Source organism: Allorhizobium sp. GW101-3B10, from assembly GCF_059424725.1.
Genome location: NZ_JBWKZR010000001.1, coordinates 1,669,860 through 1,690,782, shown reverse-complemented (window position 1 = coordinate 1,690,782; position 20,923 = coordinate 1,669,860). Strand labels below are relative to the sequence as shown.

Here is a 20,923-nt window from a genome sequence, read left to right as displayed (position 1 = left end):
AAACCGGGAAATGACCAACCGTTCTGGTGAACACAAGGGGACGATCGTCTTCGACCTGGACGGAACGCTGGTCGACAGCGTTCCGGATCTTGCCGGTGCCCTGGACCGGCTGATGCTGGAAATGCGTTTGCCAGCGATTGGCGTCCCCGCAACGCGCAAACTCATCGGTCACGGCATTTCCAATCTGGTTCGGGGGGCCTTGACCCTGCGCGCTGTCGATTGGCAGAACGATCCGGGTCTCCGTGCGATCACGCGCTTCACCGAATTGTATTCCGAGCACCTGTCGCGGGAAACGAGGCCCTATCCGGATGTCGAGCGGACGCTTGCCATGCTCGCCGAAGACGGTTGGCGGCTTGCGGTCTGTACCAACAAGATCGAGCTCTATGCCAAGGCGATCCTGAGCGACCTCGGGCTTGCACACTTTTTTCCCGTCATTGCAGGTCCGGATACGTTTGGCGTGGGCAAACCCGATCCACGGCATCTGCTGGAAACAGCGAGCCATGCCGGCGGTGGCGATCGGATCATCTTCATTGGCGATTCCGAAGTCGATGTCGCAACGGCCAAGGCTGCAGGCGTGCCGGTCATCGCTGTGAGCTACGGTTATGCCAAGACGCCGCTTGCAGCCCTGCTTCCAGAAGCGCTGGTCGATCGGTTCGCAGACATTCCGACGGCGATAGAGGGCATCGCGAGGGAATGCCCCGCCTAGGGCGAGCAGTTGAATTCAAGAGAACGAGACACGACACCAAGCCACGGAGCCGGCCATGTCGTGATATTGAGGAGGAATATCTTGGCACTGAGATTGTCGCTGAACACAAATCCGTTGGTCAATCGGTTCGCCGATGTCGATGACCTGATCGACACGCTGGCTGAGCGAATCCGGATCGGCCATATCCAGCTGACTCCCGAGTTTATCAACCCGTCCTGGCCCGCATCGGTCATCGCCAAGCGCCTTCGGCAATTCCAGAGCGCGATGGAGAGAACAGGCGTGAAGGTCACCTCGATGATGACCAGCACCTATGGCCGTCTCAACCATTTCGGTCATCCGGATGCCGATATCCGCCGCCACTATATCGACTGGTTTCGCACGCTGGCCGATATTTCCGCAGAGCTTGGGGCGAGTGCCATGGGTACCCAGTTCGCCGTCTTCACCCAGAAGGACTATGACGATCCGGTGCGTCGCGAAGCTTTGATCGAGATCGCGATCGAATGCTGGCACGCGGTGGCCGATCACGCGGAAGCCGCAGGCCTTTCCTATCTGTTCTGGGAGCCGATGTCGGTGGGGCGAGAATTTGGCCACACGATCGCCGAATGCCGATCCTTTGACAAACGTCTTGCGGCTGCGAAACTGCCCTTGCCGTTCAAGATGCTCGTCGACATCGACCATGGTGATGTCACGTCCAGCAATCCCGACGATTGCGATCCCTATGCCTGGGCCGCCGCCTTTCCGCACGAGTCGCCCATTATCCACGTCAAGCAATCGTCCACCAACAAGGGAGGCCACTGGCCTTTCACCGCTCAGCACAACCTGGACGGCCGCATCCAGCCGGAGAAGGTGATCCGCACGATCGAGGCTGCAGGCGGCATCGACAACGAAATCTGCATGGAGTTGTCTTTCCGCGAGCGCGAACCGACCGACAGCAATGTCGTCGCGATGATCCGGGAATCCGTCGCTTACTGGGAACCTCACATCGACACAGGTTTCAACCGCTGACCATGTCCGACAACATTACATTGCCCGTTGCCGGGAGGAGAATGAGATGAGCACCTCGACACTTTGGGTCGGAACAAGCTGGAAGATGAACAAGACCTTGGCCGAGGCGCTTGCTTTCGCCGATGGGCTGGCTGCCGCCGATGGGGACAGCCATCCGCGCGTCCAGCGCTTCATCGTGCCGCCGTTCACCACAATGCGCCAGGTCAAGGAGCGCCTTGCCTCTACAAGTGTGAAGGTCGGCGCCCAGAACATGCACTGGGACAATGGCGGGCCTTGGACGGGAGAAATATCGCCGGTCATGCTCAGGGACTGCAACCTCGACCTGGTCGAGATCGGTCACAGTGAACGGCGCGAGTTCTTCAATGAGACCGATGCGACCGTGGGCCTGAAAACGGCGGCGGCCGTCCGTCATGGCCTGATACCGCTGATCTGTATCGGCGAGACGCTGGCGCAGCGCGAGGCCGGAGAAGCCGACGCCGTCCTGCGTCGACAGGTCGAGGGTGCCCTTTCGCTTCTGGATGGGCCGGAGAAGGCGGCGACAATCCTGATCGCCTACGAACCCGTCTGGGCGATCGGCGTCAACGGGATCCCGGCGACGATAGACTATGCCAGTGCAAGACACGAAAAAATCGCGGCTGTCGCCAGCGCCTGTTTGGGTCGCGCTGTTCCCATTCTCTATGGCGGCAGCGTCAACGCACTGAACTGTGCTGAGCTTGCCAGCCAGCCGGCCATCGATGGCCTGTTCATCGGCCGCTCCGCCTGGACCGTGGAAGGCTATCTGGACATTTTTAAACGGGTCACCGCTGTCGTTTAGTCGATCCCTGAAACATCGGAAAAGTCATGATCTCTCGCGAAAAACACGACCGGATGGCAAACGCGATCCGCTTCCTTTCGATGGATGCCGTTGAAAAGGCCAACTCCGGCCACCCGGGCCTGCCCCTGGGGGCAGCCGATGTGGCAACGGTCCTGTTCTCCCGGTACCTGAAGTTCAATCCAAAGGCCCCGCTCTGGGCGGACCGCGACCGTTTCGTACTCTCGGCCGGCCACGGCTCGATGCTCATCTACTCGCTGCTCTACCTCACGGGCTATGAGGACATGACGATCGAGGATATCAGGTCCTTCCGTCAGCTGGGCTCGAAGACGGCGGGCCATCCGGAATATGGACATGCCTCGGGCATCGAGACGACGACCGGACCGCTTGGCCAGGGCATTGCCAATGCAGTCGGCATGGCGATTGCCGAACGCAAGCTCGCGGAAGAGTTCGGTTCCGACCTGCAGGATCATTTTACCTATGTGATATGCGGCGACGGTTGCCTGATGGAGGGCATCAGCCACGAAGCCATCGCGCTGGCCGGGCACCTGAAGCTCAACAAGCTGATCGTCTTCTGGGACGACAACAACATCACCATCGACGGTGCGGTTTCGCTGACGGACTCAACCGACCAGATTGCCCGCTTTCGGGCCGTTCACTGGAACACGATCCGCGTCGATGGCCACAATCCCGATGAGATCGCTGCCGCAATTGAGGCTGCCCAGAAATCCGATCTCCCGACGCTGGTAGCCTGCAAAACGGTGATCGGTTTTGGCGCACCGAACAAGCAGGGTACGCACAAGGTGCACGGCTCGCCGCTCGGCGCAGACGAAATCGCTGCTGCTCGCACGGCGCTGAACTGGGAATCGGAAGCCTTCAGCATTCCCGCCGACATGCTCGACGCCTGGCGTGCCGCTGGATTGCGCTCCGTTGAAGCAAACAAGGCCTGGGATGCGCGTCTTGCCGCAACTGAAACGGCCAGGAAGTCCGAGTTCACGCGCCGTTTTGCTGGCGAACTCCCGGCTGGCTTGGACAGCGCGATGGACACCTACAAGCGGAAACTGGCCGGCAGCCCACCCGCGATCGCCACCCGCAAGGCCTCGGAAGACGCGCTTGAGGTCATCAATGGCCTTCTGCCGGAAACCTTTGGCGGTTCGGCCGACCTGACGCCGTCGAACAACACCAAGACCAGCCAAATGAAATCGATCACACCGGCTGATTTTTCCGGGCGCTACATGCACTGGGGCATCCGAGAGCACGGCATGGCGGCGGCTATGAACGGGATTGCGCTGCATGGCGGCCTCATCCCCTATGCCGGTGGCTTCATGATCTTCTCGGACTATTGCCGTCCGTCGATCCGTCTTGCTGCGCTGATGGGCATCCGCGTCATCCACGTCCTGACCCATGACTCCATCGGCGTTGGAGAAGACGGTCCGACCCATGAGCCGGTTGAACAGATGGCAGCGTTGCGTGCGATCCCGAACCTCCTGATGTTCCGCCCGGCTGACGCCGTTGAGACGGCGGAATGCTGGCAACTGGCACTGAAAGAACAGCATCGCCCGTCCGGCCTCGCGCTCACCCGCCAGACCCTTGCCCCGTCGCGCCTCGACTATGTGGGAGAAAACCTATGCGCCAGAGGGGCCTACGAATTGCGATCGGCCGACAATGCCAAGGTCACGATCTTCGTGTCCGGTTCGGAAGTCGAACTCGCGGTCAAGGCTGCGGAAGTCTTGAATGGCAAGGGTATCGCCGCCCGCATTGTCTCCGTTCCCTGCTTCGAACTGTTTGCCGAACAGCCGGACGACTACCGCAAGTCCGTCATTGGTGAAGCGCCCGTCAAGATCGCGACCGAAGCCGCGATCCGTCAGGGTTGGGACTATTTCATCGGTAATGACGGCACTTTCATAGGCATGCAGTCCTTTGGAGCCTCAGGTCCGGCAAAGGACCTGTATCGGCACTTCGGAATCACCGTTGAGGCGATCGTTGCAGCAGCGGAAAAAAGGCTGGCATGTTGACAAAGCCGCCAATCCTTGCGGTCTGCTCGAGCGGAGCATTCAATTTTTGTACCTCCGCCAAGGGTTGGTCCTGTCGTTGTGACAAGCAGGTCCGAACAGGTTCAAGGCAACGAAATTACACGTCACTGTGCAATCAGGCCCCCGCAACTAGCGCTTGGGCATCGCCAAATGCCGATTGTTGGCCAATATCATCTGGCACGGCTTTGATAAGCTCTCTACCTGGTCTCGATCGCTAACGTCAGACCAATCCAGTCAGCATACTTATCACCTGTTTCACGGATGTGTGTATAGCGTTTGAGGTTGATCCATGAACGGTGCCCGCTGACCGCAGCCACATGGGGGATATTCCAGCCCATCTCAAACAGCCGTGAAATGCCCTCGTGCCGTAGGTCGTGAAAGTGGAGATCGTCGATATCAAGCAGTTTGCAGGCACGCGTGAAGTTCGCCGAGATGGCGTCGGTGGAGTAGGGGAAGATCTGCCGTTTGCTCTTTGGCATGGTGTCGACGATCTGGATTGCCTGCTCCGGAAGGTCCGCCCAGGCGTCATTGCCGATTTTCTTTCCAGGATGTTTCATGTCCCGCACGAGGACATGTCTGTGCTCCCGCTGAAAATCTCTCCATTCGATCCGCGTGATGTCCTCCTGGCGACGTGTGGAGAAAAGAGCGAAGACGATGTTTTTTGTGGATCGGCATTGCCAGGGGAGCTTTCATCCGCCGTTCCATAAAATGGCCGATCAGTCGATCGACTTCATCCAATGTGGGTCTTCGATCGCGTTGCGCGGAGCGGGAGATAGTGCCCATGCGTCGAGCGACTTTGATCGCGTCCTTCATCTCCTGTTCTTCGCGCCGGTAGTCCCACATCAGTCGCGTAATGGCGAAGATCGCCGCGAGATGACTGGCGTAGTTGCCGACGGTCTGTGGTTTGGCCGTCAGCGACAGCCGAATTTCAACGATGTCTTTCGATTTGATCGAAGAACAAGGCATGTTGGCGATGTCGTGGTTCTTGATCGCCTTTAAGACTTGCGCTTTTGTGCGACCAATCTCCGTGACGGGTTCCTCGGTATAGCGGTCGATGACCTTGGCAAGGTCGTCGAATCAGCGTTTTTAATTTGGCGATTGCCCCTGGTTTCGAGAGCGCCCGCTCGCGCGGTTTGAGCCATGCCGCCGCCGCAGGGCGTCTGTCAAATCCAGCTACAAACGAGCGGAGTTGGGACAAAACGAGCTTAAACAAGACGGAAGAGACAGTGCTGCAAGAGCCTGAAAAAAAGGAAACACAGAGATATTTCAAGGCTCCCGTCTTCGCCGTCGCGCCGATGATCGAGAGGGGCGGCGGTTCGGATCGTTTCAAGGCGAAGACAAGTCTGCTTTTCTCGGTGCGGGACGCAACTGGCCTGCGCTTTCTGTCGGTGGTCACTACGTCTTGCGGGCGTTGAAGGAGGGGATGAAGCCGGTCCATCAAAAGTTCGTCTGCCCCCATCGGGGGAGTGCTCGTGTTACGGAAGAAGGCAGTTCAAACCGACCCCGACAGTCCGGGGTGCGGTGCAGTCATTCTGAAGTACCGGGCACGCTTATGGACCTGTTGAAAATCAAAACTTTGATCGATTTTGTCGGACGATCAAATGTTACCGAGTTGGCGGTGACCGAGAAAGACGTAACGGTTCGAATTTTCCGGAGCGACAGGCCCGGTTCGGAGCCGGCGTCGGATTCTGGGCACTCGCAGGCCCTGGGGCCAAGCGATGCTGGGGTCGCCACGCCGGCTGCTGTCTTTCCAGTCACGGCCCCTGTCTCTGGCGTGTTGCACCGCTCGCCAGCACCTGGGCAGGCGCCGTTCGTCAGGCTTGGCGACCCGGTGGAGGAAGGCCAAACGCTGTTCGTCATTGAAGCAATGAAGGTGTTCAATGCAATCGCGGCACCGTGCTCCGGGCGCATCGCCCGCCTGACCGATATCGATGGCGGCGAGGTCGAGACCGGCGACGTGCTGGCGGAGATCGCGTGATGGGGTCACCGCTCGACGAGGCCTCTGTATCCAGCATGCGCTTCGATACGGTCCTGATTGCCAACCGAGGCGAGATCGCCACGCGCATCCAGCGCGCGGGCCGCGATCTCGGTCTCAAGACGGTCTGCATATGTTCCGAGGTTGATCGTGAGGCCCCCTACGGCAAGACCGCCGACAGTTTTGTTTGCATCGGTCCTTCGAGCGCGGCGAAAAGCTATTTGAACCAGGATGCAATTCTTCTGGCCGCGCGCCTCACAGGTGCCGGGGCCATCCATCCGGGCTACGGCTTCCTGTCGGAGAATGCAGCCTTCGCCGAGGCGGTGGAAAGGGCGGGGCTGGTTTTTATCGGACCTTCCTCCAGTGCGATTGCAATTATGGGTGACAAGATCTCGGCTAAGCGGGCGATGATCGCGGCCGGAGTGCCTTGCGTCCCCGGTCCCGACACGGCGCTTCCCGAAGATCCTTCAGCGGTGGAACAGATTGCGCTTGAAATCGGCTATCCGGTAATCATCAAGGCGGCCGGTGGCGGCGGCGGGCGCGGCATGCGTGTCGTTCCGCAACCTGGACTGCTGCACGATGCCGTTGCGCTGACGCGAGAGGAGGCGCGGCAAGCGTTTGGCTCGCCAGCCCTCTACATAGAGAAGTTCCTCCAGCATCCACGCCATATCGAAATTCAGGTTCTGTGCGACAGCCACGGCAATGCGGTCTGGCTCGGCCATCGCGATTGCTCGATGCAGCGGCGCCATCAGAAGGTTGTCGAAGAAGCGCCGGCACCCGGCATTGCGCCCGAGATCATCGGACCGGTCGGTACGGCCTGCGTGAAAGCCTGCCAGCAGATCGGCTACCGGGGTGTCGGGACCTTCGAATTTCTCTACGAGGATGATGCGTTCTATTTCATTGAGATGAACACGCGGCTACAGGTCGAGCATCCCGTCACCGAGTTGACGAGCGGATTGGATATCGTCCAGGAGCAGATCAAGGCCGCGCAGGGTATTCCTCTCATCATGACCCAGGCGGATGTGCAATGCGAAGGCCACTCCTTTGAATGCCGCATCAATGCCGAGGATCCCGAGAGCTTCATGTCGTCGGCGGGTACGATCACTGACCTCAGCCTGCCGGAAGGCGAAGGCATCCGTGTCGATACCCATATCCACGCGGGTTACAAGGTGTCGCCCTACTACGACTCGCTGATCGCCAAGGTGATCGTCCATGCGCCATCGCGTGAGCAGGCAATGGAGAAAATGCGCAAAGCGTTGGCCGATACGCGCATCGACGGCATTTCCACAAACATTCCCTTCCTGCGGGTCCTTTTTGAGGACGGCGTCTTTGCGAACGGCGAGACGGACATCCACTATCTGGAGCAATGGTTGAAGAAGCGGAGCAGGCCATGAGCGCGATCGATTTCAGCGATCCGGAAACCATCGCCTTCCTGACCGACGCATTGACGGCGGCCGGTGTCGATGGACTGGAAATCTCCGACGCTTCTGGACAGCTGCGGATCGTCATCTCGCCTGAGCCCGCAACCCGGACCGCAGCAATGACATCCGCTCAGACCTTTGCCGTCAAGGCGCCGATGGCGGGCATTTTCCGTCTGCAGCGCCCCGGCTACGCGGACGAATTGGCAGACCTGCCGCGTGCCGTCGCGGCCACAGAGGTGCTGGGCTTTGTTGGTGTTGGCCCAATTCTCGTCCCTGTCACTGCCGGCCGGACCGGTCTTTTGGCAAGACGGCTTGCCGAGCCCGATGAACTGGTCGGTTTTGGGGGCGCCCTTTTCGAGATCGAGGCACAACGATGATAGCCACGCCGAACAAACACGCGACGCCTTACGAGATCGTTCCGGCGAGCAAGAACCGTGCCCGCATCTCGACGATCGGAACAAGATCCTTCCTGCTGGAGGCGCCTGGCGACTTCGATCTGGCGGCGCAACGGCGTATCTGGGCTTTGACGCAAACGCTGAAGGGCTGGACGGATCTGGCGGAGATCATTCCCGGCATGACCAACCTCCTGGCAATCCTCAAGGAAACGCCGGAGGATCCGGACGAGGTTGTCGGAAGACTGCTGGCCGCATGGGACAATTCCCGGAGCATCGATCTTGCGGGCAAGACCATCGAGATACCCGTCCACTATGGCGGAGAGTTCGCCACGGACCTGGCCGCGCTGTGCGACCTTTCAGGCCTGAGCGCGCGGGACGTCGTGCGGCTGCATTACGAAGCGACCTACCGGGTCTTCGCGCTCGGCAGTGCGCCGGGCTTCGGTTATCTGCACGGTCTCGATCCACGCCTCTATATGCCGCGCAAGACCGTGCCGTCGCTAAAGATGGCCAAGGGCTGCGTTACTATCGGCGGTATGCAGACGGGTGTCGCCATGCTGACCGGCCCCAACGGCTGGAATTCCATAGGCTTTGCTGAGCTGCAGATGTTCGATCCGCTGTCGCCGACGCCGGCCATAATGGCACCTGGCGACACGGTACGGTTCCTGCCTGCGAGGATCGAGCTATGATCGAGATCATCGAAACCGGCCCCTTCAACACAGTGCAAGACCTCGGACGCCCGGGTTATCGCGATATCGGCGTGTCCTCCAGCGGCGCCATGGACCCGCTTGCGGTCAGGATCGGCAACAGTCTCGTCGGCAATGACGAAGGCGCGGCCATGCTGGAAATCCAGACCTTCCCCTTCCGCCTGCGTTTCGATCAGCGCTGCACTTTTGTCGTTGCCGGCACGGATGGCAATCCGCTTCTGGACGGCGTCGAACTGCTGGCGTGGTGCGCCTATGGCGTCGAAGCCGGACAGGTTCTCGAACTGAGCCAGCCGCCGAAACTGGCGCGTACCTATGTCTGCGTCGCCGGTGGCCTGGACGTGCCGTCGGTCATGGGCTCGCGCAGCACTTCGCTGCGGGGTGGCTTTGGCGGCTATACCGGACGGCCGCTGGAGAAGGGCGATCGGATCGCCATCGGGGAGGGTGCCGATATCCTCCCGATGCCGGCTTCGGGTCTCGCGGTGATTGAACCGGCCATAGCGCTAAGCGATGTCTTTCCGCAATCCGCCGATGGTGCCTTGCTGATCCGCGCCTTGCCGGCCGGAGAGCACGGTCTTTTTGCCGAGGACGGCGCAGCGTTCTGGAGCCAGACTTGGCGGATTTCGTCGCGCAGCGACCGCACTGGCTACCGCCTCTCCGGTGAACCCATCATGCCGACGGAAATTGTCGAGATGCGCTCCCACGGCGTCGTGCCAGGGGTGATCCAGGTTCCACCCAGCGGCGAACCGATCGTGCAGATGAGCGACGCCAACACGGCCGGGGGCTATCCGAAGATTGCCGGTGTTATCGAATGCGACCTGTGGCGGCTGGGTCAGGCAAGGATCGGAACCCGGTTGCGGTTCGTGCGCTCGACCCACGCGGAAGCGCGCGCTGTGGAACAGGCCGTGGCCCGGTACCTCGAAGATGTCAGGGTTACATCGCAGATGGTCAAACGCACGCTGCGGGCTCTTGCCTAGCGAGCGGGCCATCGCGGACCAAAAGGGAGATACGATGAAGATCGATTTGAATTCCGACATGGGCGAAGGGTTTGGCCCTTACCGGCTGTGCGATGACGAGGCGATGATGAAAATCGTGTCGTCGGCCAATATCGCCTGCGGCTTCCATGGTGGCGATCCCGATACGATGGCGCGCATGGTGCGACTGGCGAAGGAGAATGGCGTCGGTATCGGCGCGCATCCGGGCCTGCCGGACCGCATGGGCTTCGGCCGTCGCGAAATGCCGTTCCAAGCGGATGAGTTGCGCCAGCAGATGCTCTACCAACTCGGCGCCCTGATTGCGATTGCCAGAAGCGAGGATATGACGGTCGGTCATTTCAGCTTCCACGCGGCCATGGGCAACATGGTCAACCGTGACCCCGCCCTTGCCGACCTGATGATGAATGCCATCGCCGCCGTCGATTCCCGCATCGTCGTTCTCGTGACTGCCGGAAGCGAGATCGAAAAGGCGGCAAAGCGCGCCAAGCTGAAAACGCTGGCGCTGTTTCTGGCCGACCGCGCCTATGATGTAAGCGGAACGCTCGTTGCCCGTGGTTTGCCGGGCGCACTGGTCAAGGCTGAAACCTCGGTGCGCAAGCGCGTGCGTCGCTTCCTTGTCGATGGAACTGTCGAGGCGATCGACGGAAGCGTCATCGCCATGCCGGCACGCTCTATTCTTGTCCACAGCGACACGCCCGGCGCGCTGGAGCTTGCGCGCATCGTTCGCAGCGAGATCGAAGCGGTTGGTGCCACCCTCGCACCGGCGCGCGAACTCGCCAGCTGAACCGAACTCCGGTCGTCCGCACGGCGACCCCTTTGCAATCTTCCATCGAAAGATCATCCTATGTCCATCACAGCCGACCGTCTGAAGAATGTCTCCATCTCCGCCTCTGCCGTCATGACTCAGCGCGCCAGGGAACTGGCTGCCAAGGGGATCAAAGTTGTCAGCCTGTCTTCCGGCGAGCCGGATTTTCCGACGCCGGCCCATGCGATCGAGGCGGCGCATGCGGCGTCGCTGAAGGGCGATACCAAATATCCGCCGATGGATGGCACGGCTGCGCTCAAGGCGGCGATCAGCAGGAAGTTCAAGCGCGACAACAATCTCGACTATGATGCCAGCCAGATCGTCGTATCGGGCGGTGGCAAACAGGTGATCTTCAATGCGATGCTGGCGACCTGCAATCCCGGTGACGAGGTCGTTATCCCCTCGCCATCCTGGGTCAGCTATGCCGATATCGTCAAATTCGCTGGCGGCGTGCCCGTTGCGGTTCCTTGCTACGGGCACGCCGGCTTTAAGTTGCGGCCGGAGGATCTGGAGGCCGCGATCACGCCGCGCACCAAATGGCTGTTTCTGAACTTCCCCAACAATCCGACGGGGGCTGCCTGCTCGCGCGCCGAGATGGCCGCGATTGCCGAGGTGATGCTGCGCCATCCCCATGTGTTTATCCTGACGGACGATATCTACGAACATCTGGTCTATGATGATTTCGAATTCTGCACGATTGCGGAGGTCGAACCTGGGCTCCACGATCGCGTGCTAACCATGAACGGTGTCTCAAAGGCCTATGCCATGACCGGCTGGCGGCTTGGCTTCTGCGCCAGCGGCTCCAAGGAACTGATGGCCGCCATCAGCAACGTCAACGGCCAGAACGGCGGTGGGATATCCACGCTCACCCAGGCTGCGGCTATCGCAGCTCTCGATGGGCCGCAGGACCTGCTCAAGGAGCGCGCGGCGATCTACCGGGAAAGACGTGATTTTGTTGTCGAAGCGCTGTCGAAAGTGGAAGGCCTGCGCTGCCACAAGCCGGAGGGTGCATTCTACCTTTATCCAAACATGGCGGGCCTGATCGGCAAGACCAGCAAGGGCGGGCGCAAGATCGAGACCGATGTGGATTTCGTCATGGCGCTTGTCGAAGAGCACCATGTCGCCACCGTCCAGGGTGCCGCCTATGGCATGAGCCCCTATTTCCGCATTTCCTATGCCACCAGCATGGAGATGCTGAACGAGGGCTGCGCCCGCATCGCCCAATTCTGCAACGACACGCACTGAACCTTGAGCCGTATCGTCCTCTAGTTTTTCAGTCCTTCGGTCAGCTCGACAAGAATGTCCCTGACCGCAAGGGCCGGTTCCGATAGCGAGTTCTGATCGGAGACGCACAGCGACAGCGTCTCCTCGATCCGCGGGGAGATGATCCGGCAGATCAGCGGTTCACTGGTTTCCGTCACGATGCGATCGGCAATGGCCTTCGGCATGATGGTGGCGCCAAGACCGGCGGCAACCGCCCGGGCAAGCGTCCGGACGATCTCGACCTCCGCCACCACCTTCATATTATTGCGCGTCCGGGTGAAAGCGGTATCAACCGCACGACGGACGAAATTGTAAGCCGGCGGCAGCAGAAGTGGCATGCCGTCCAGTGCCGCCAGGGGTACCTGCTTGCCGTCTGCTTCGATCCCGAAGTCGCGATGGGCAACCAGATAGAATTCTTCGCTCAGGATCGGATCGAACCGGACGCCCTTGATCGGTCCATTGCCGTGGATAAGGGCCATTTCCAACCGGCCGTTCATAATCATCTGGCTATAGGTCTGGCCGACGCTTTCGGTGAGATGCAGCAGGATGCCGGGATGGCGTCGGCGTGTTTCGGCCAGGAGCTCGACGGACAGGGTCGCAGCGCTACTGAACGGGACAAGCCCGACGGAAACGCGCCCGGCCAACGAATTGCCGGCGGCGGCGGCATCCGCCTGTGCCTGCTCCATCTGGCGAAGAATGATCTGGGAATGGCGGTAAACGGCATGGCCTGCATCCGTCATGCTGACGCCTTGCTGGCTGCGGATCAGCAGTTTCTGGCCAAAATGCTCCTCCAGCGCTGCCAATTGCTGGCTAAGCGCCGGCTGGGCGATATGCAGTAGATCGGCAGCGCGCGTTATGCTGCCGCTATCCACGATCACGATGAAAGATTTGAGACGTCTGATGTCCATGAGGATCGGGTACTTTTCAATCTGCGCAAGCGCATGTTTACAGACCGGCGCGCCTTTTGCAAAGCGACCCGACGGTAACTGAATCCACTGGAAGGCCGGGGATTTCTGCCCTCCATACAAGTTGCTTATTGCTCCAGAGATAATCGGTCTTAGGCAAGGAATTGAAGCTTCGCTAGTGTCTCAGACAACAACAAGGGGTTCACAATGCCTTTCTCCGATTACAAAACCGCATTGGTGACCGGCGCATCCTCCGGTATCGGTGCTGCCGTCGTGGAACGGTTTCGTCGCGAGAATATCGAAGTTCACGCGATCGCCCGCAGTGGCGATGCTCTTCAACAACTGGCGGCCCGCACCGGCTGCATCCCCCATGTCATCGACGTCACGGATAGGGCCGCTATTGCCGAAATGGCAAGCCGTGTTCAGTTCGACATTCTCGTCAACAATGCTGGCGTCGACCGGCCAAAGAAATTTCTGGAGGCGGATGAAGCCGATATCGACCTGCTCGTCGACGTCAATCTGCGCGCCGTGCTGCATATCTGCCGCCTGATCGTGCCCGGCATGGTGGCGCGCGACCGCGGTCACGTCATCAACATATCCTCCATCGCCGGAAACTACAATTTTGGCGGTAACTCCACCTATCACGTCGTCAAGGCCGGCGTCGCCATGTTGTCGAACCAGTTGCGGCTCGATGCTTTCGGCAAGCGTGTCCGCGTGACAGAAATCTGCCCCGGACGGGTTGCCACCGACATCTTCAACCATGTTCACGGCAACGATCCAAGCATCCGTGAACGCTTCATCGACGGTTTCGAACTGCCTCAGGCGTCCGATATTGCCGACGCGATCGCCTTCGCAATTGCCGCGCCTGTATCGATGAATATCGGGCACATGGAGATCACCCCGACGCTTCAGGTCATGGGCGGCCTGCAGACCGCGCGGCCGCAGCCGGCCCCGGAGGAAGCGGCTGATGGTGGGGAGCGCAAGCGGTGAAAGGGTTCGATCTCTCGGCCATCCTGACCAATCCAGACTACACCGCGATGCTGCTGCACGGCATCGAAATGACCTTCGTGATCTTTTTCGGCTCGTGGATGCTGGCGATGACGCTGGCATTCACCCTGCTTTGCATCCGGTTTTCTCCATTCCGTTTTGGCGACCGGTTTGTCGCCGCCTATGTCTCCTATCACCGCAACGTGCCAACACTCGTGCAGCTGATGCTTTGGTACTTCGGCATTTTCACGCTTTTGCCGGATTGGCTGACCTCGTGGCTGGTGGCGCATAATGCCGAAACCATTTTCGCCGTCCTTGGCCTCGGCCTGTGTCAGGCGGCATATTTCAGTGAAGACCTACGCTCCGGCCTGCGCTCGGTAGGCCCCGGGCAGATGGAGGCGGCCACAGCGCTCGGCCACGGCTATCTCTCCGCGATGCGCTTTGTGATCCTGCCGCAAGGTGCGCGCAATGCTTTGCCGCCGCTGATCAATCACAGTGTTTCCCTGTTCAAGAACAGCAGTCTGGCCATCGTCATCGGCGCTCCCGAACTGACGCATGCCGTCAAGGAAGTGGAGAACTTGAGCTTCCGCACCTTCGAGATCTACCTGATCGGCACGATGCTCTATCTGTTCTTCTCGCTGTTGATCATGGCTGCAGGCGTCTATCTGTCAATGCGCGCCGACCCCGTCCGGAGTGCGCGCACATGATCAACGACATCATCGCGATCATCAATGACTACTGGCTCCTGCTTCTGATCGGCCAGTATCCGAACGGTCCGCTCGGCGGCCTGGCGAATACGCTTATCCTCTCGGCGCTCAGCATAGCTCTGGCCTTCCCAGTCAGCATCTTGTTTGCGTTGGCCCGCCTGTCAAAGTGGCGGCTGTTGCGGTGGCCGGTGACGGCTTTGGTCTATTTCACCCGCGGTGTGCCTCTGCTGATGCTCATTCTGTGGAGCTACTTCCTGGTGCCGCTTTTGACCGGGGCGGACGTTCCAAGCTTCGTGACAATGTTGACGACGCTCGTGGTCTATCAGGGCGCCTTTCTCAGCGAAGTGGTGCGCGGCGGTATCGTGGCGCTGGGTCACGGCCAGATGGAAGCGGCCAAGGCGTTGGGACATAGCTATCTCGGCGCGATGCGGTTCGTCATCCTGCCGCAAGCGCTCTACAACATGATCCCGAGCATCATCTCCACCTTCGTCTCGACGATCAAGGATACGACGCTCGGTTATGTCATCAACGTGCCGGACCTCACGTTTGCGGCAAGCCAGGTCAACAACCAGCTGCTGACCCAACCGTTCCAGGTCTTCCTCATCCTGGCAGTCGTCTACTACGCCATCTGCTGGAGCCTGACGCATGTCGCCAACGTCATCGAGCGACGGATCACGCGCCGGCGCGCCGGCGTCAGCAACCGTGCGGCACCCGTGTCGCTGGCAACGTCCAAAATTGTATCGGAGCAGCCATGACCGTGTCAGCACCATCAAATCAAGATCTTCAGGCCATACGCCTTTCGAATGTCTACAAGAGCTATGGCGACTATCCGGTCCTGAAGAATATCGATGCGGTGGTGGCCCGCGGCGAGGTGGTGGTGATCTGCGGCCCGTCGGGTTCCGGCAAGTCCACCCTGATCCGCACCATCAACCGCCTGGAGGAGATCAGCGCCGGTTCGATCAGCTTCGACGGTCAGAACATTCATGCGCCGATGCGGACTCGGGAGCTCAACCTGCTGCGCAGTCGTATCGGCTTCGTGTTCCAGAATTTCAACCTGTTCCCACATCTGTCGGTGGTCGAAAACGTGTCGATGTCGCCGGTGCGGGTGAAGGGCGTGGCGCCTGATGTCGCCTATGACAAGGCGCTGAAGCTGCTGGACCGCGTCGGGCTTGCCGACAAGGCGCAGGCCTATCCGGCCCAGCTTTCCGGTGGACAGCAGCAGCGCGTGGCGATTGCACGGGCGCTTGCCATGGAGCCGCCGGTCATGCTGTTCGACGAGCCAACCAGCGCACTCGACCCCGAGATGGTCGGTGAGGTTCTGGCTGTGATGAAGAGCCTGGCAGCCGACGGCATGACTATGCTTTGCGTCACCCATGAAATGGGCTTCGCGCGCGAGGTCGCCGACCGCATCTGGTTCATCGATGCCGGTGAAATCCTCGAAACGGCGCCGCCCGAGGAGTTCTTTAAAAATCCCCGCCATCCCCGTGCCCAGCGGTTTCTCGCCGATCTGCGACACTGAGATTTATGATCAATAACAAAGGAGAACAGCAATGAACTGGAAATGCATAACTCTCACGGCCGCTCTCGCGAGTGCTGCGGCAATCTCGCCGGCCAAGGCCGATCAGCTCGACACGATCATGTCGTCGAAAACACTGCGTTGCGCCACGTTCGCCGACGTACCACCATTCGCTTCGCCCGATCCGAAAACCCGCGAAATGGCCGGTTTCGACGTCGATCTGTGCGGTGCCATCGCCAAGGAACTTGGCGTCAAGGCCGAGGTCAAGCCCGTTTCGGTCGAAGCCCGCGTGCCGGAAGTCAAGCTTGGCCGCGTTGATATCACCGTCGCCAATCTCGCTTACACGTTGGGTCGCGCTGAGCAGATCCAGTTCAGCGATCCCTATTACCTCGCCAAGGAAATGCTGATCGTTCCGGCCGACGATGCCGGCCAGAAGAAGTCCGATTTCGAAGGCCAGCGCATAGCCTCGACCAAGGGTTCGACCTCGGAAATGTCGATCAAGCTCAACAAATCAGAGCCGCTGACCTTCCAGGATACGGCGTCTGCCTATCTGGCCGTCCAGCAGGGCAAGGCCCGCGGCATGGTGGCCAACACCATGACGACGACCAAGTTCGTCAACGAATCCAAGACTAAGGGCAAGGAAATGCGGATGATCATGGATCCGATGCTGTTCCAGCCAATCGGCATCGGCATGGCCAAGGACAATCCGGCGCTGACCGCCAAGATCAACGAAGTGCTGCGAACACTCGATACCTCGGGCGAGATCAACAAGATCTGGGACAAGTGGCTTGGCCCGGATACTGAATACAAGATGACCCGCGCCGACAAGGTCGTGCCGCTCTCCGAGTTGAAGTTCGACCCGATCCCCTGATGCCGCAGGGCTCTTGCCCGGCTGCAGTCTCCATCAAGTAAGAAAATGCGTGACAGAAGGCGGCGGGACGTTCCCGCCGCCGGTCCAACCGTGGGAGGAATTCCAGTGATCCACATCAAAGACATCGCCGAACGGCCTGCAAAAGCCGATATCGAGGCCCTTGCCAAATTCTCGCCGGCGACGATCCATGAAGCTCAAGGGCGTCGCGGCGCCTTGTCCTCGCGCCTGAAGCCGGTCGACTACCGCATGAAACTGTGTGGCCCGGCCTTCACGGTCAAATGTGCCCCACGCGACAACGTCATGCTGCAGCTTGCCATCAACTATGCCAAGCCCGGCGATATCATCGTCGTGTCGGCTGGCGAATATGAGGAAGCCGGCTCCTTTGGAGACGTTCTCGCCAATGCCTGCCTTGCGAAAGGCATCGGCGGGCTGGTGACCGATACCGGTGTTCGCGACACGCTTCAGTTGCGCGACTTGGGTTTCCCGGTCTTTTCGCTCAGCGTCTGCATCAAGGGCACCGTCAAGGAAACCATTGCTGCGGTCAACGATTCCATCATCGTAGGCGGAGAGATCATTCATCCCGGCGACATCATCGTCGGCGATGCCGACGGCTTGGTGGTGGTGCGCCGCGGGGAAGCCCAGGAGGCTGCAAGGCTTTCGCAGGCACGAGAGGATGCCGAGGCCGGCTTTATCGAAGCCTACAAGCAGGGGAAGTCGGTGATCGAAGTCAGCAATCTGGAGGCGGTTCTGAAAGCCAAGGGTCTGGTCGTCGACATTTGAGCGCGGTCCACCCGCTTCCGACTTAAGTCAGCATTTTCTCATATCGTAAGGAGGTTTGAATGACCTTCCCACTTTTCGATCTTTCCGGGCATCGTGCCCTGGTGACGGGTTCGGCGCAGGGAATCGGATTTGCCCTTGCGCAAGGGCTTGCCGAACATGGTGCATCGGTTGTGTTGAACGGCCGAGATGGCGCCAAGCTGGAGGCTGCGGCCGACCGTTTGCGGCTGGCGGGACATGAGGTCGCTGTCAGCGATTTCGACGTGACCGATGCCAACGCGGTAAAGAGCGGCGTGGACACAATCGAGCAAACTGTCGGGCCGATCGACATCCTGATCAACAATGCTGGCATGCAGTTCCGCACGCCCCTGGAGGATTTTCCGATCGATCGCTGGGAACAGTTGTTGAAGACCAATGTCTCCAGCGTATTCTATGTCGGCCAGGCTGTGGCACGGCATATGATCGACCGCGGCCGGGGCAAGATCGTCAACATCGCCTCGGTGCAGAGTGAACTCGCACGTCCCGGCATCGCGCCCTACACCGCGACCAAGGGTGCTGTGAAAAACCTCACCCGCGGCATGTGCGCCGATTGGGCCAAATACGGCCTGCAGGTCAATGCGCTGGCGCCCGGCTATTTCAAGACACCGCTCAACCAGGCGCTGGTCGATAGTGCGGAGTTCTCGTCATGGCTTGAGAAACGCACGCCCGCTGCCCGCTGGGGCAATGTCGACGAACTGGTTGGCGCGGCCGTCTTCCTGTCGAGCAAGGCTTCCTCTTTTGTCAACGGACACACGCTTTATGTCGATGGCGGCATCACCACCAGCCTGTGAGGCATCAGGTCGGCTTCGACATTATCGCCACCATGGCCTTTTCAACATCACCCGATCGCTCGATGCCTTCGCAGCAATGGCGATTATCTGCACGGCTGCCCATGGGTGGCCCAAGTCCAGGATTACCGGAGGAAACCATGAGCAAGCCTGAAATCCTGATGATGGGACCCTACCCGGACTGGGACCTCGTCGATCTCGAAGGGCGCTATGTGGTGCGTAAGATCTATGAGGCAAAGGATCGGGACGCCTTCCTCGACGCCCATGCGGCTGATATCCGCGGCATTGCCACCCGCGGCGAACTCGGCGCCTCGGCCGAGCTGATCGGCAAGCTGCCGAAGCTGGAGATCGTATCTGTCTATGGTGTCGGTTATGACGCCGTTGATCTCGCGGCCTGCCGCGCACGTGGCATCCGCGTCACCAATACGCCCGACGTGCTGACCAACGACGTCGCCGATCTCGGCGTGGCCATGATGCTGTGCCAATCGCGCGGCATGATCGGCGCCGAGCACTGGGTGCGGGATGGAAGCTGGGAAGCCAAGGGGCTCTATCCCCTGAAGCGCCGGATCTGGGGCCGCAAGGCCGGCGTGCTCGGACTTGGACGTATCGGCTTCGAAGTGGCCAAACGGCTCAAGGGCTTCGATATGGATATCGCCTATAGCGACGTGTCTGCCAAACCCTATGCGGAGGGAATGACCTTCATCGCCGATCCTGTCGCGCTGGCAGACCATGCCGATTTCCTGTTCGTCACGCTGGCGGCATCTGCTGCCACCCGCCATATCGTCTCAAAGGACGTGATTGCAGCCCTCGGCCCGGACGGCATGCTGATCAACATTTCACGCGCTTCCAATATCGATGAAGAGGCACTGCTCGATGCGCTGGAGACCGGCGCTCTGGGGTCGGCGGCGCTCGATGTGTTCGAAGGCGAGCCGAAGCTCAATCCGCGGTTTCTTGCGCTCGACAATGTGCTGCTGCAGCCCCATCACGCGTCCGGCACGATCGAAACCCGCAAGGCGATGGGCAAGCTGGTTCGCGACAATCTTGCCGCGCATTTTGCCGGTGCTTCCCTTCTCACCGCAGTCGTTTGAGGTCATGCCCATGAAAGCCGTCGTCATCCATGCCGCTAGGGATCTGAGGATCGAAGAGAGAGACGTCGAAGCGCTCGAGCCAGGCCAGGTCGAGGTGGCGATCGAAGCTGGCGGCATTTGCGGCTCCGATCTGCATTACTACAATCACGGTGGCTTCGGCACCGTGCGGCTGCGCGAACCGATGATCCTCGGTCATGAGGTGGCCGGGACCGTGAGGACTCTGGGCGCCGGTGTCTCGACACTTGCGGTCGGCGACCGCGTTGCCGTGTCCCCGAGTCGTCCCTGCATTACCTGCGAGTATTGTCTGGTCGGCCAGCAGAACCATTGCCTGAACATGCGCTTCTACGGCAGCGCGATGCCGATGCCGCATATCCAGGGCGCTTTCCGCCAGCGGTTGCTGGCCGAGCAATGGCAATGCCATAAGGTGGCGGACGGCATCTCGATCAACGAGGCCGCCATGGCTGAGCCCTTTGCCGTAACGCTGCATGCCGTGGCCCGCGCCGGCTCGCTCACCGGTAAACGAGTCCTGGTCACCGGTTGCGGCCCGATCGGCGCGCTGGCCATCATCGCCGCCCGCGCCCATGGCGCCCGCGAGATCGTGGTCACCGATATGATGGATGCTGTTCTCAACAAGGCCTTGGAGGTCGGCGCCGATCGCGTCATCAATGTAGCGGAAAACCCAGGGCATCTCCAGGCCTATGCGGCCAACAAGGGTTATTTCGACGTGCAGTTCGAGGCATCCGGCAACGAGCGGGCAGTCCGATCGGGTCTGGAGGTCCTCCGACCCCGCTCGATCCTGGTTCAACTCGGTCTTGGTGGCGATGTCGCCATCCCCCAGAATATGGTGGTCGCAAAGGAGATTGAGATGAAGGGTACCTTCCGTTTCCATGAGGAATTCGCGCTGGCTATCGATCTCATCAATCACCGCAGGGTAGACCTGAAGCCGTTGCTGACGGACGTGTTTGCGTTACAAGACGCCGTCAAGGCTTTCGAAACAGCCGCCGACAGGACGCGGTCCATGAAGGTCCAGCTCTCCTTCTGAACAATGGAGCGGCGCTGCGGGAGTTAACGCAGCCTCGATCAGAGCCGTTGGGTTCGTTTCCTTGAATTGATCACAGATGCGGAAACAGCTCCC

23 protein-coding genes are annotated in these 20,923 nt (G+C 60.2%); 21 read left to right on the top strand and 2 right to left on the bottom strand.

Translation table 11 applies throughout. The annotated features are described in order from the left end of the window. The first annotated feature begins 10 nt into the window (after positions 1-10). The 4 genes from AC07Y0_RS08110 (at position 11) to tkt (ending at position 4,537) form a co-directional block, all read left to right on the top strand. Positions 11-706: an HAD-IA family hydrolase gene (locus AC07Y0_RS08110; protein WP_498676191.1), complete on the top strand. Its 696-nt coding sequence runs from the start codon at positions 11-13 to the stop codon at positions 704-706. Between the two features lie 81 nt (positions 707-787). Continuing rightward, on the top strand, positions 788-1,711 hold the full coding sequence (locus AC07Y0_RS08105; RefSeq protein WP_498676189.1) for a sugar phosphate isomerase/epimerase family protein: 924 nt from the start codon (positions 788-790) through the stop codon (positions 1,709-1,711). Positions 1,712-1,757: 46 nt separating this feature from the next. Further along, positions 1,758-2,525 carry a triose-phosphate isomerase gene (locus tag AC07Y0_RS08100; RefSeq protein ID WP_498676188.1) on the top strand — a complete coding sequence of 256 codons (768 nt, stop codon included), beginning with the start codon at positions 1,758-1,760 and terminating at the stop codon, positions 2,523-2,525. A gap of 26 nt (positions 2,526-2,551) precedes the next feature. Next, positions 2,552-4,537, top strand: a complete 1,986-nt coding sequence (gene tkt, locus AC07Y0_RS08095) for a transketolase (RefSeq protein ID WP_498676186.1) — start codon at positions 2,552-2,554, stop codon at positions 4,535-4,537. A 215-nt stretch (positions 4,538-4,752) separates the two neighbouring features. On the opposite strand, the gene AC07Y0_RS08090 is transcribed toward tkt, so the two are convergent. Continuing rightward, entirely contained in the window at positions 4,753-5,163 is a 411-nt protein-coding gene (locus AC07Y0_RS08090; protein ID WP_498680199.1) for a tyrosine-type recombinase/integrase, read from the bottom strand. 46 nt (positions 5,164-5,209) lie between these two features. Here AC07Y0_RS08090 and AC07Y0_RS08085 point away from each other — a divergent pair, with 46 nt between their 5' ends. The 8 genes from AC07Y0_RS08085 (at position 5,210) to AC07Y0_RS08050 (ending at position 12,092) form a co-directional block, all read left to right on the top strand. Further along, positions 5,210-5,554 carry a hypothetical protein gene (locus AC07Y0_RS08085; RefSeq protein ID WP_498676184.1) on the top strand — a complete coding sequence of 115 codons (345 nt, stop codon included), beginning with the start codon at positions 5,210-5,212 and terminating at the stop codon, positions 5,552-5,554. A gap of 553 nt (positions 5,555-6,107) precedes the next feature. Then, entirely contained in the window at positions 6,108-6,533 is a 426-nt protein-coding gene (locus tag AC07Y0_RS08080; protein WP_498676183.1) for an acetyl-CoA carboxylase biotin carboxyl carrier protein, read from the top strand. Further along, positions 6,533-7,924: an acetyl-CoA carboxylase biotin carboxylase subunit gene (locus tag AC07Y0_RS08075; protein ID WP_498676181.1), complete on the top strand. Its 1,392-nt coding sequence runs from the start codon at positions 6,533-6,535 to the stop codon at positions 7,922-7,924. Before AC07Y0_RS08080 ends, AC07Y0_RS08075 begins: the two co-directional genes overlap by 1 nt. Next, the gene (locus AC07Y0_RS08070; RefSeq protein ID WP_498676179.1) at positions 7,921-8,328 is read left to right on the top strand and encodes an acetyl-CoA carboxylase; all 408 of its coding nucleotides are present in this window, start codon (positions 7,921-7,923) and stop codon (positions 8,326-8,328) included. Before AC07Y0_RS08075 ends, AC07Y0_RS08070 begins: the two co-directional genes overlap by 4 nt. Beyond that, a complete protein-coding gene (pxpB, locus tag AC07Y0_RS08065; protein WP_498676177.1) occupies positions 8,325-9,032 on the top strand; it encodes a 5-oxoprolinase subunit PxpB in 708 nt (235 codons plus the stop codon). The genes AC07Y0_RS08070 and pxpB overlap by 4 nt, the downstream gene beginning before the upstream one ends. Next, positions 9,029-10,024 (top strand): 5-oxoprolinase subunit C family protein, encoded by a 996-nt coding sequence (locus AC07Y0_RS08060; protein WP_498676174.1) that lies wholly within the window; start codon positions 9,029-9,031, stop codon positions 10,022-10,024. The genes pxpB and AC07Y0_RS08060 overlap by 4 nt, the downstream gene beginning before the upstream one ends. Before the next feature lie 34 nt (positions 10,025-10,058). Continuing rightward, a complete protein-coding gene (locus AC07Y0_RS08055; protein WP_498676171.1) occupies positions 10,059-10,826 on the top strand; it encodes a LamB/YcsF family protein in 768 nt (255 codons plus the stop codon). 60 nt (positions 10,827-10,886) lie between these two features. Beyond that, positions 10,887-12,092 (top strand): pyridoxal phosphate-dependent aminotransferase, encoded by a 1,206-nt coding sequence (locus AC07Y0_RS08050; RefSeq protein WP_498676169.1) that lies wholly within the window; start codon positions 10,887-10,889, stop codon positions 12,090-12,092. A 20-nt stretch (positions 12,093-12,112) separates the two neighbouring features. Here the strand turns inward: AC07Y0_RS08050 and nac are convergent, their stop codons facing one another. Then, complete coding sequence (gene nac / locus AC07Y0_RS08045) at positions 12,113-13,018, bottom strand: nitrogen assimilation transcriptional regulator NAC (RefSeq protein WP_498680198.1); 906 nt, start codon at positions 13,016-13,018, stop codon at positions 12,113-12,115. A 204-nt stretch (positions 13,019-13,222) separates the two neighbouring features. Here nac and AC07Y0_RS08040 point away from each other — a divergent pair, with 204 nt between their 5' ends. The 9 genes from AC07Y0_RS08040 to AC07Y0_RS08000 all read left to right on the top strand — a co-directional run bounded on the left by AC07Y0_RS08040 (position 13,223) and on the right by AC07Y0_RS08000 (position 20,830). Further along, entirely contained in the window at positions 13,223-14,005 is a 783-nt protein-coding gene (locus AC07Y0_RS08040) for an SDR family oxidoreductase (RefSeq protein WP_498676166.1), read from the top strand. Further along, entirely contained in the window at positions 14,002-14,709 is a 708-nt protein-coding gene (locus AC07Y0_RS08035) for an amino acid ABC transporter permease (RefSeq protein ID WP_498676165.1), read from the top strand. Before AC07Y0_RS08040 ends, AC07Y0_RS08035 begins: the two co-directional genes overlap by 4 nt. Then, on the top strand, positions 14,706-15,464 hold the full coding sequence (locus tag AC07Y0_RS08030; protein ID WP_498676164.1) for an amino acid ABC transporter permease: 759 nt from the start codon (positions 14,706-14,708) through the stop codon (positions 15,462-15,464). The genes AC07Y0_RS08035 and AC07Y0_RS08030 overlap by 4 nt, the downstream gene beginning before the upstream one ends. Then, positions 15,461-16,228 carry an amino acid ABC transporter ATP-binding protein gene (locus AC07Y0_RS08025; protein ID WP_498676162.1) on the top strand — a complete coding sequence of 256 codons (768 nt, stop codon included), beginning with the start codon at positions 15,461-15,463 and terminating at the stop codon, positions 16,226-16,228. The genes AC07Y0_RS08030 and AC07Y0_RS08025 overlap by 4 nt, the downstream gene beginning before the upstream one ends. Before the next feature lie 31 nt (positions 16,229-16,259). After that, a complete protein-coding gene (locus tag AC07Y0_RS08020) occupies positions 16,260-17,096 on the top strand; it encodes an ABC transporter substrate-binding protein (RefSeq protein ID WP_498676160.1) in 837 nt (278 codons plus the stop codon). A 105-nt stretch (positions 17,097-17,201) separates the two neighbouring features. Beyond that, positions 17,202-17,876 carry a 4-carboxy-4-hydroxy-2-oxoadipate aldolase/oxaloacetate decarboxylase gene (locus tag AC07Y0_RS08015; RefSeq protein WP_498676157.1) on the top strand — a complete coding sequence of 225 codons (675 nt, stop codon included), beginning with the start codon at positions 17,202-17,204 and terminating at the stop codon, positions 17,874-17,876. A 59-nt stretch (positions 17,877-17,935) separates the two neighbouring features. Beyond that, positions 17,936-18,703, top strand: coding sequence for an SDR family oxidoreductase (locus AC07Y0_RS08010; RefSeq protein ID WP_498676155.1), 768 nt, complete (start codon positions 17,936-17,938; stop codon positions 18,701-18,703). Between the two features lie 137 nt (positions 18,704-18,840). Further along, positions 18,841-19,788: a 2-hydroxyacid dehydrogenase gene (locus AC07Y0_RS08005; RefSeq protein ID WP_498676154.1), complete on the top strand. Its 948-nt coding sequence runs from the start codon at positions 18,841-18,843 to the stop codon at positions 19,786-19,788. A 10-nt stretch (positions 19,789-19,798) separates the two neighbouring features. Then, on the top strand, positions 19,799-20,830 hold the full coding sequence (locus AC07Y0_RS08000) for an L-idonate 5-dehydrogenase (protein WP_498676151.1): 1,032 nt from the start codon (positions 19,799-19,801) through the stop codon (positions 20,828-20,830). Positions 20,831-20,923: the final 93 nt, after the last annotated feature.

Coding starts and splice junctions, on each gene's coding strand:
- AC07Y0_RS08110 (WP_498676191.1), top strand. CDS start 11: ATGACCAACCGTTCTGGTGAACACAAGGGGACGATCGTCTTCGACCTG.
- AC07Y0_RS08100 (WP_498676188.1), top strand. CDS start 1,758: ATGAGCACCTCGACACTTTGGGTCGGAACAAGCTGGAAGATGAACAAG.
- tkt (WP_498676186.1), top strand. CDS start 2,552: ATGATCTCTCGCGAAAAACACGACCGGATGGCAAACGCGATCCGCTTC.
- AC07Y0_RS08085 (WP_498676184.1), top strand. CDS start 5,210: ATGTTTTTTGTGGATCGGCATTGCCAGGGGAGCTTTCATCCGCCGTTC.
- AC07Y0_RS08080 (WP_498676183.1), top strand. CDS start 6,108: ATGGACCTGTTGAAAATCAAAACTTTGATCGATTTTGTCGGACGATCA.
- AC07Y0_RS08075 (WP_498676181.1), top strand. CDS start 6,533: ATGGGGTCACCGCTCGACGAGGCCTCTGTATCCAGCATGCGCTTCGAT.
- AC07Y0_RS08070 (WP_498676179.1), top strand. CDS start 7,921: ATGAGCGCGATCGATTTCAGCGATCCGGAAACCATCGCCTTCCTGACC.
- pxpB (WP_498676177.1), top strand. CDS start 8,325: ATGATAGCCACGCCGAACAAACACGCGACGCCTTACGAGATCGTTCCG.
- AC07Y0_RS08060 (WP_498676174.1), top strand. CDS start 9,029: ATGATCGAGATCATCGAAACCGGCCCCTTCAACACAGTGCAAGACCTC.
- AC07Y0_RS08055 (WP_498676171.1), top strand. CDS start 10,059: ATGAAGATCGATTTGAATTCCGACATGGGCGAAGGGTTTGGCCCTTAC.
- AC07Y0_RS08050 (WP_498676169.1), top strand. CDS start 10,887: ATGTCCATCACAGCCGACCGTCTGAAGAATGTCTCCATCTCCGCCTCT.
- nac (WP_498680198.1), bottom strand. CDS start 13,018: ATGGACATCAGACGTCTCAAATCTTTCATCGTGATCGTGGATAGCGGC.
- AC07Y0_RS08040 (WP_498676166.1), top strand. CDS start 13,223: ATGCCTTTCTCCGATTACAAAACCGCATTGGTGACCGGCGCATCCTCC.
- AC07Y0_RS08030 (WP_498676164.1), top strand. CDS start 14,706: ATGATCAACGACATCATCGCGATCATCAATGACTACTGGCTCCTGCTT.
- AC07Y0_RS08025 (WP_498676162.1), top strand. CDS start 15,461: ATGACCGTGTCAGCACCATCAAATCAAGATCTTCAGGCCATACGCCTT.
- AC07Y0_RS08020 (WP_498676160.1), top strand. CDS start 16,260: ATGAACTGGAAATGCATAACTCTCACGGCCGCTCTCGCGAGTGCTGCG.
- AC07Y0_RS08010 (WP_498676155.1), top strand. CDS start 17,936: ATGACCTTCCCACTTTTCGATCTTTCCGGGCATCGTGCCCTGGTGACG.
- AC07Y0_RS08005 (WP_498676154.1), top strand. CDS start 18,841: ATGAGCAAGCCTGAAATCCTGATGATGGGACCCTACCCGGACTGGGAC.
- AC07Y0_RS08000 (WP_498676151.1), top strand. CDS start 19,799: ATGAAAGCCGTCGTCATCCATGCCGCTAGGGATCTGAGGATCGAAGAG.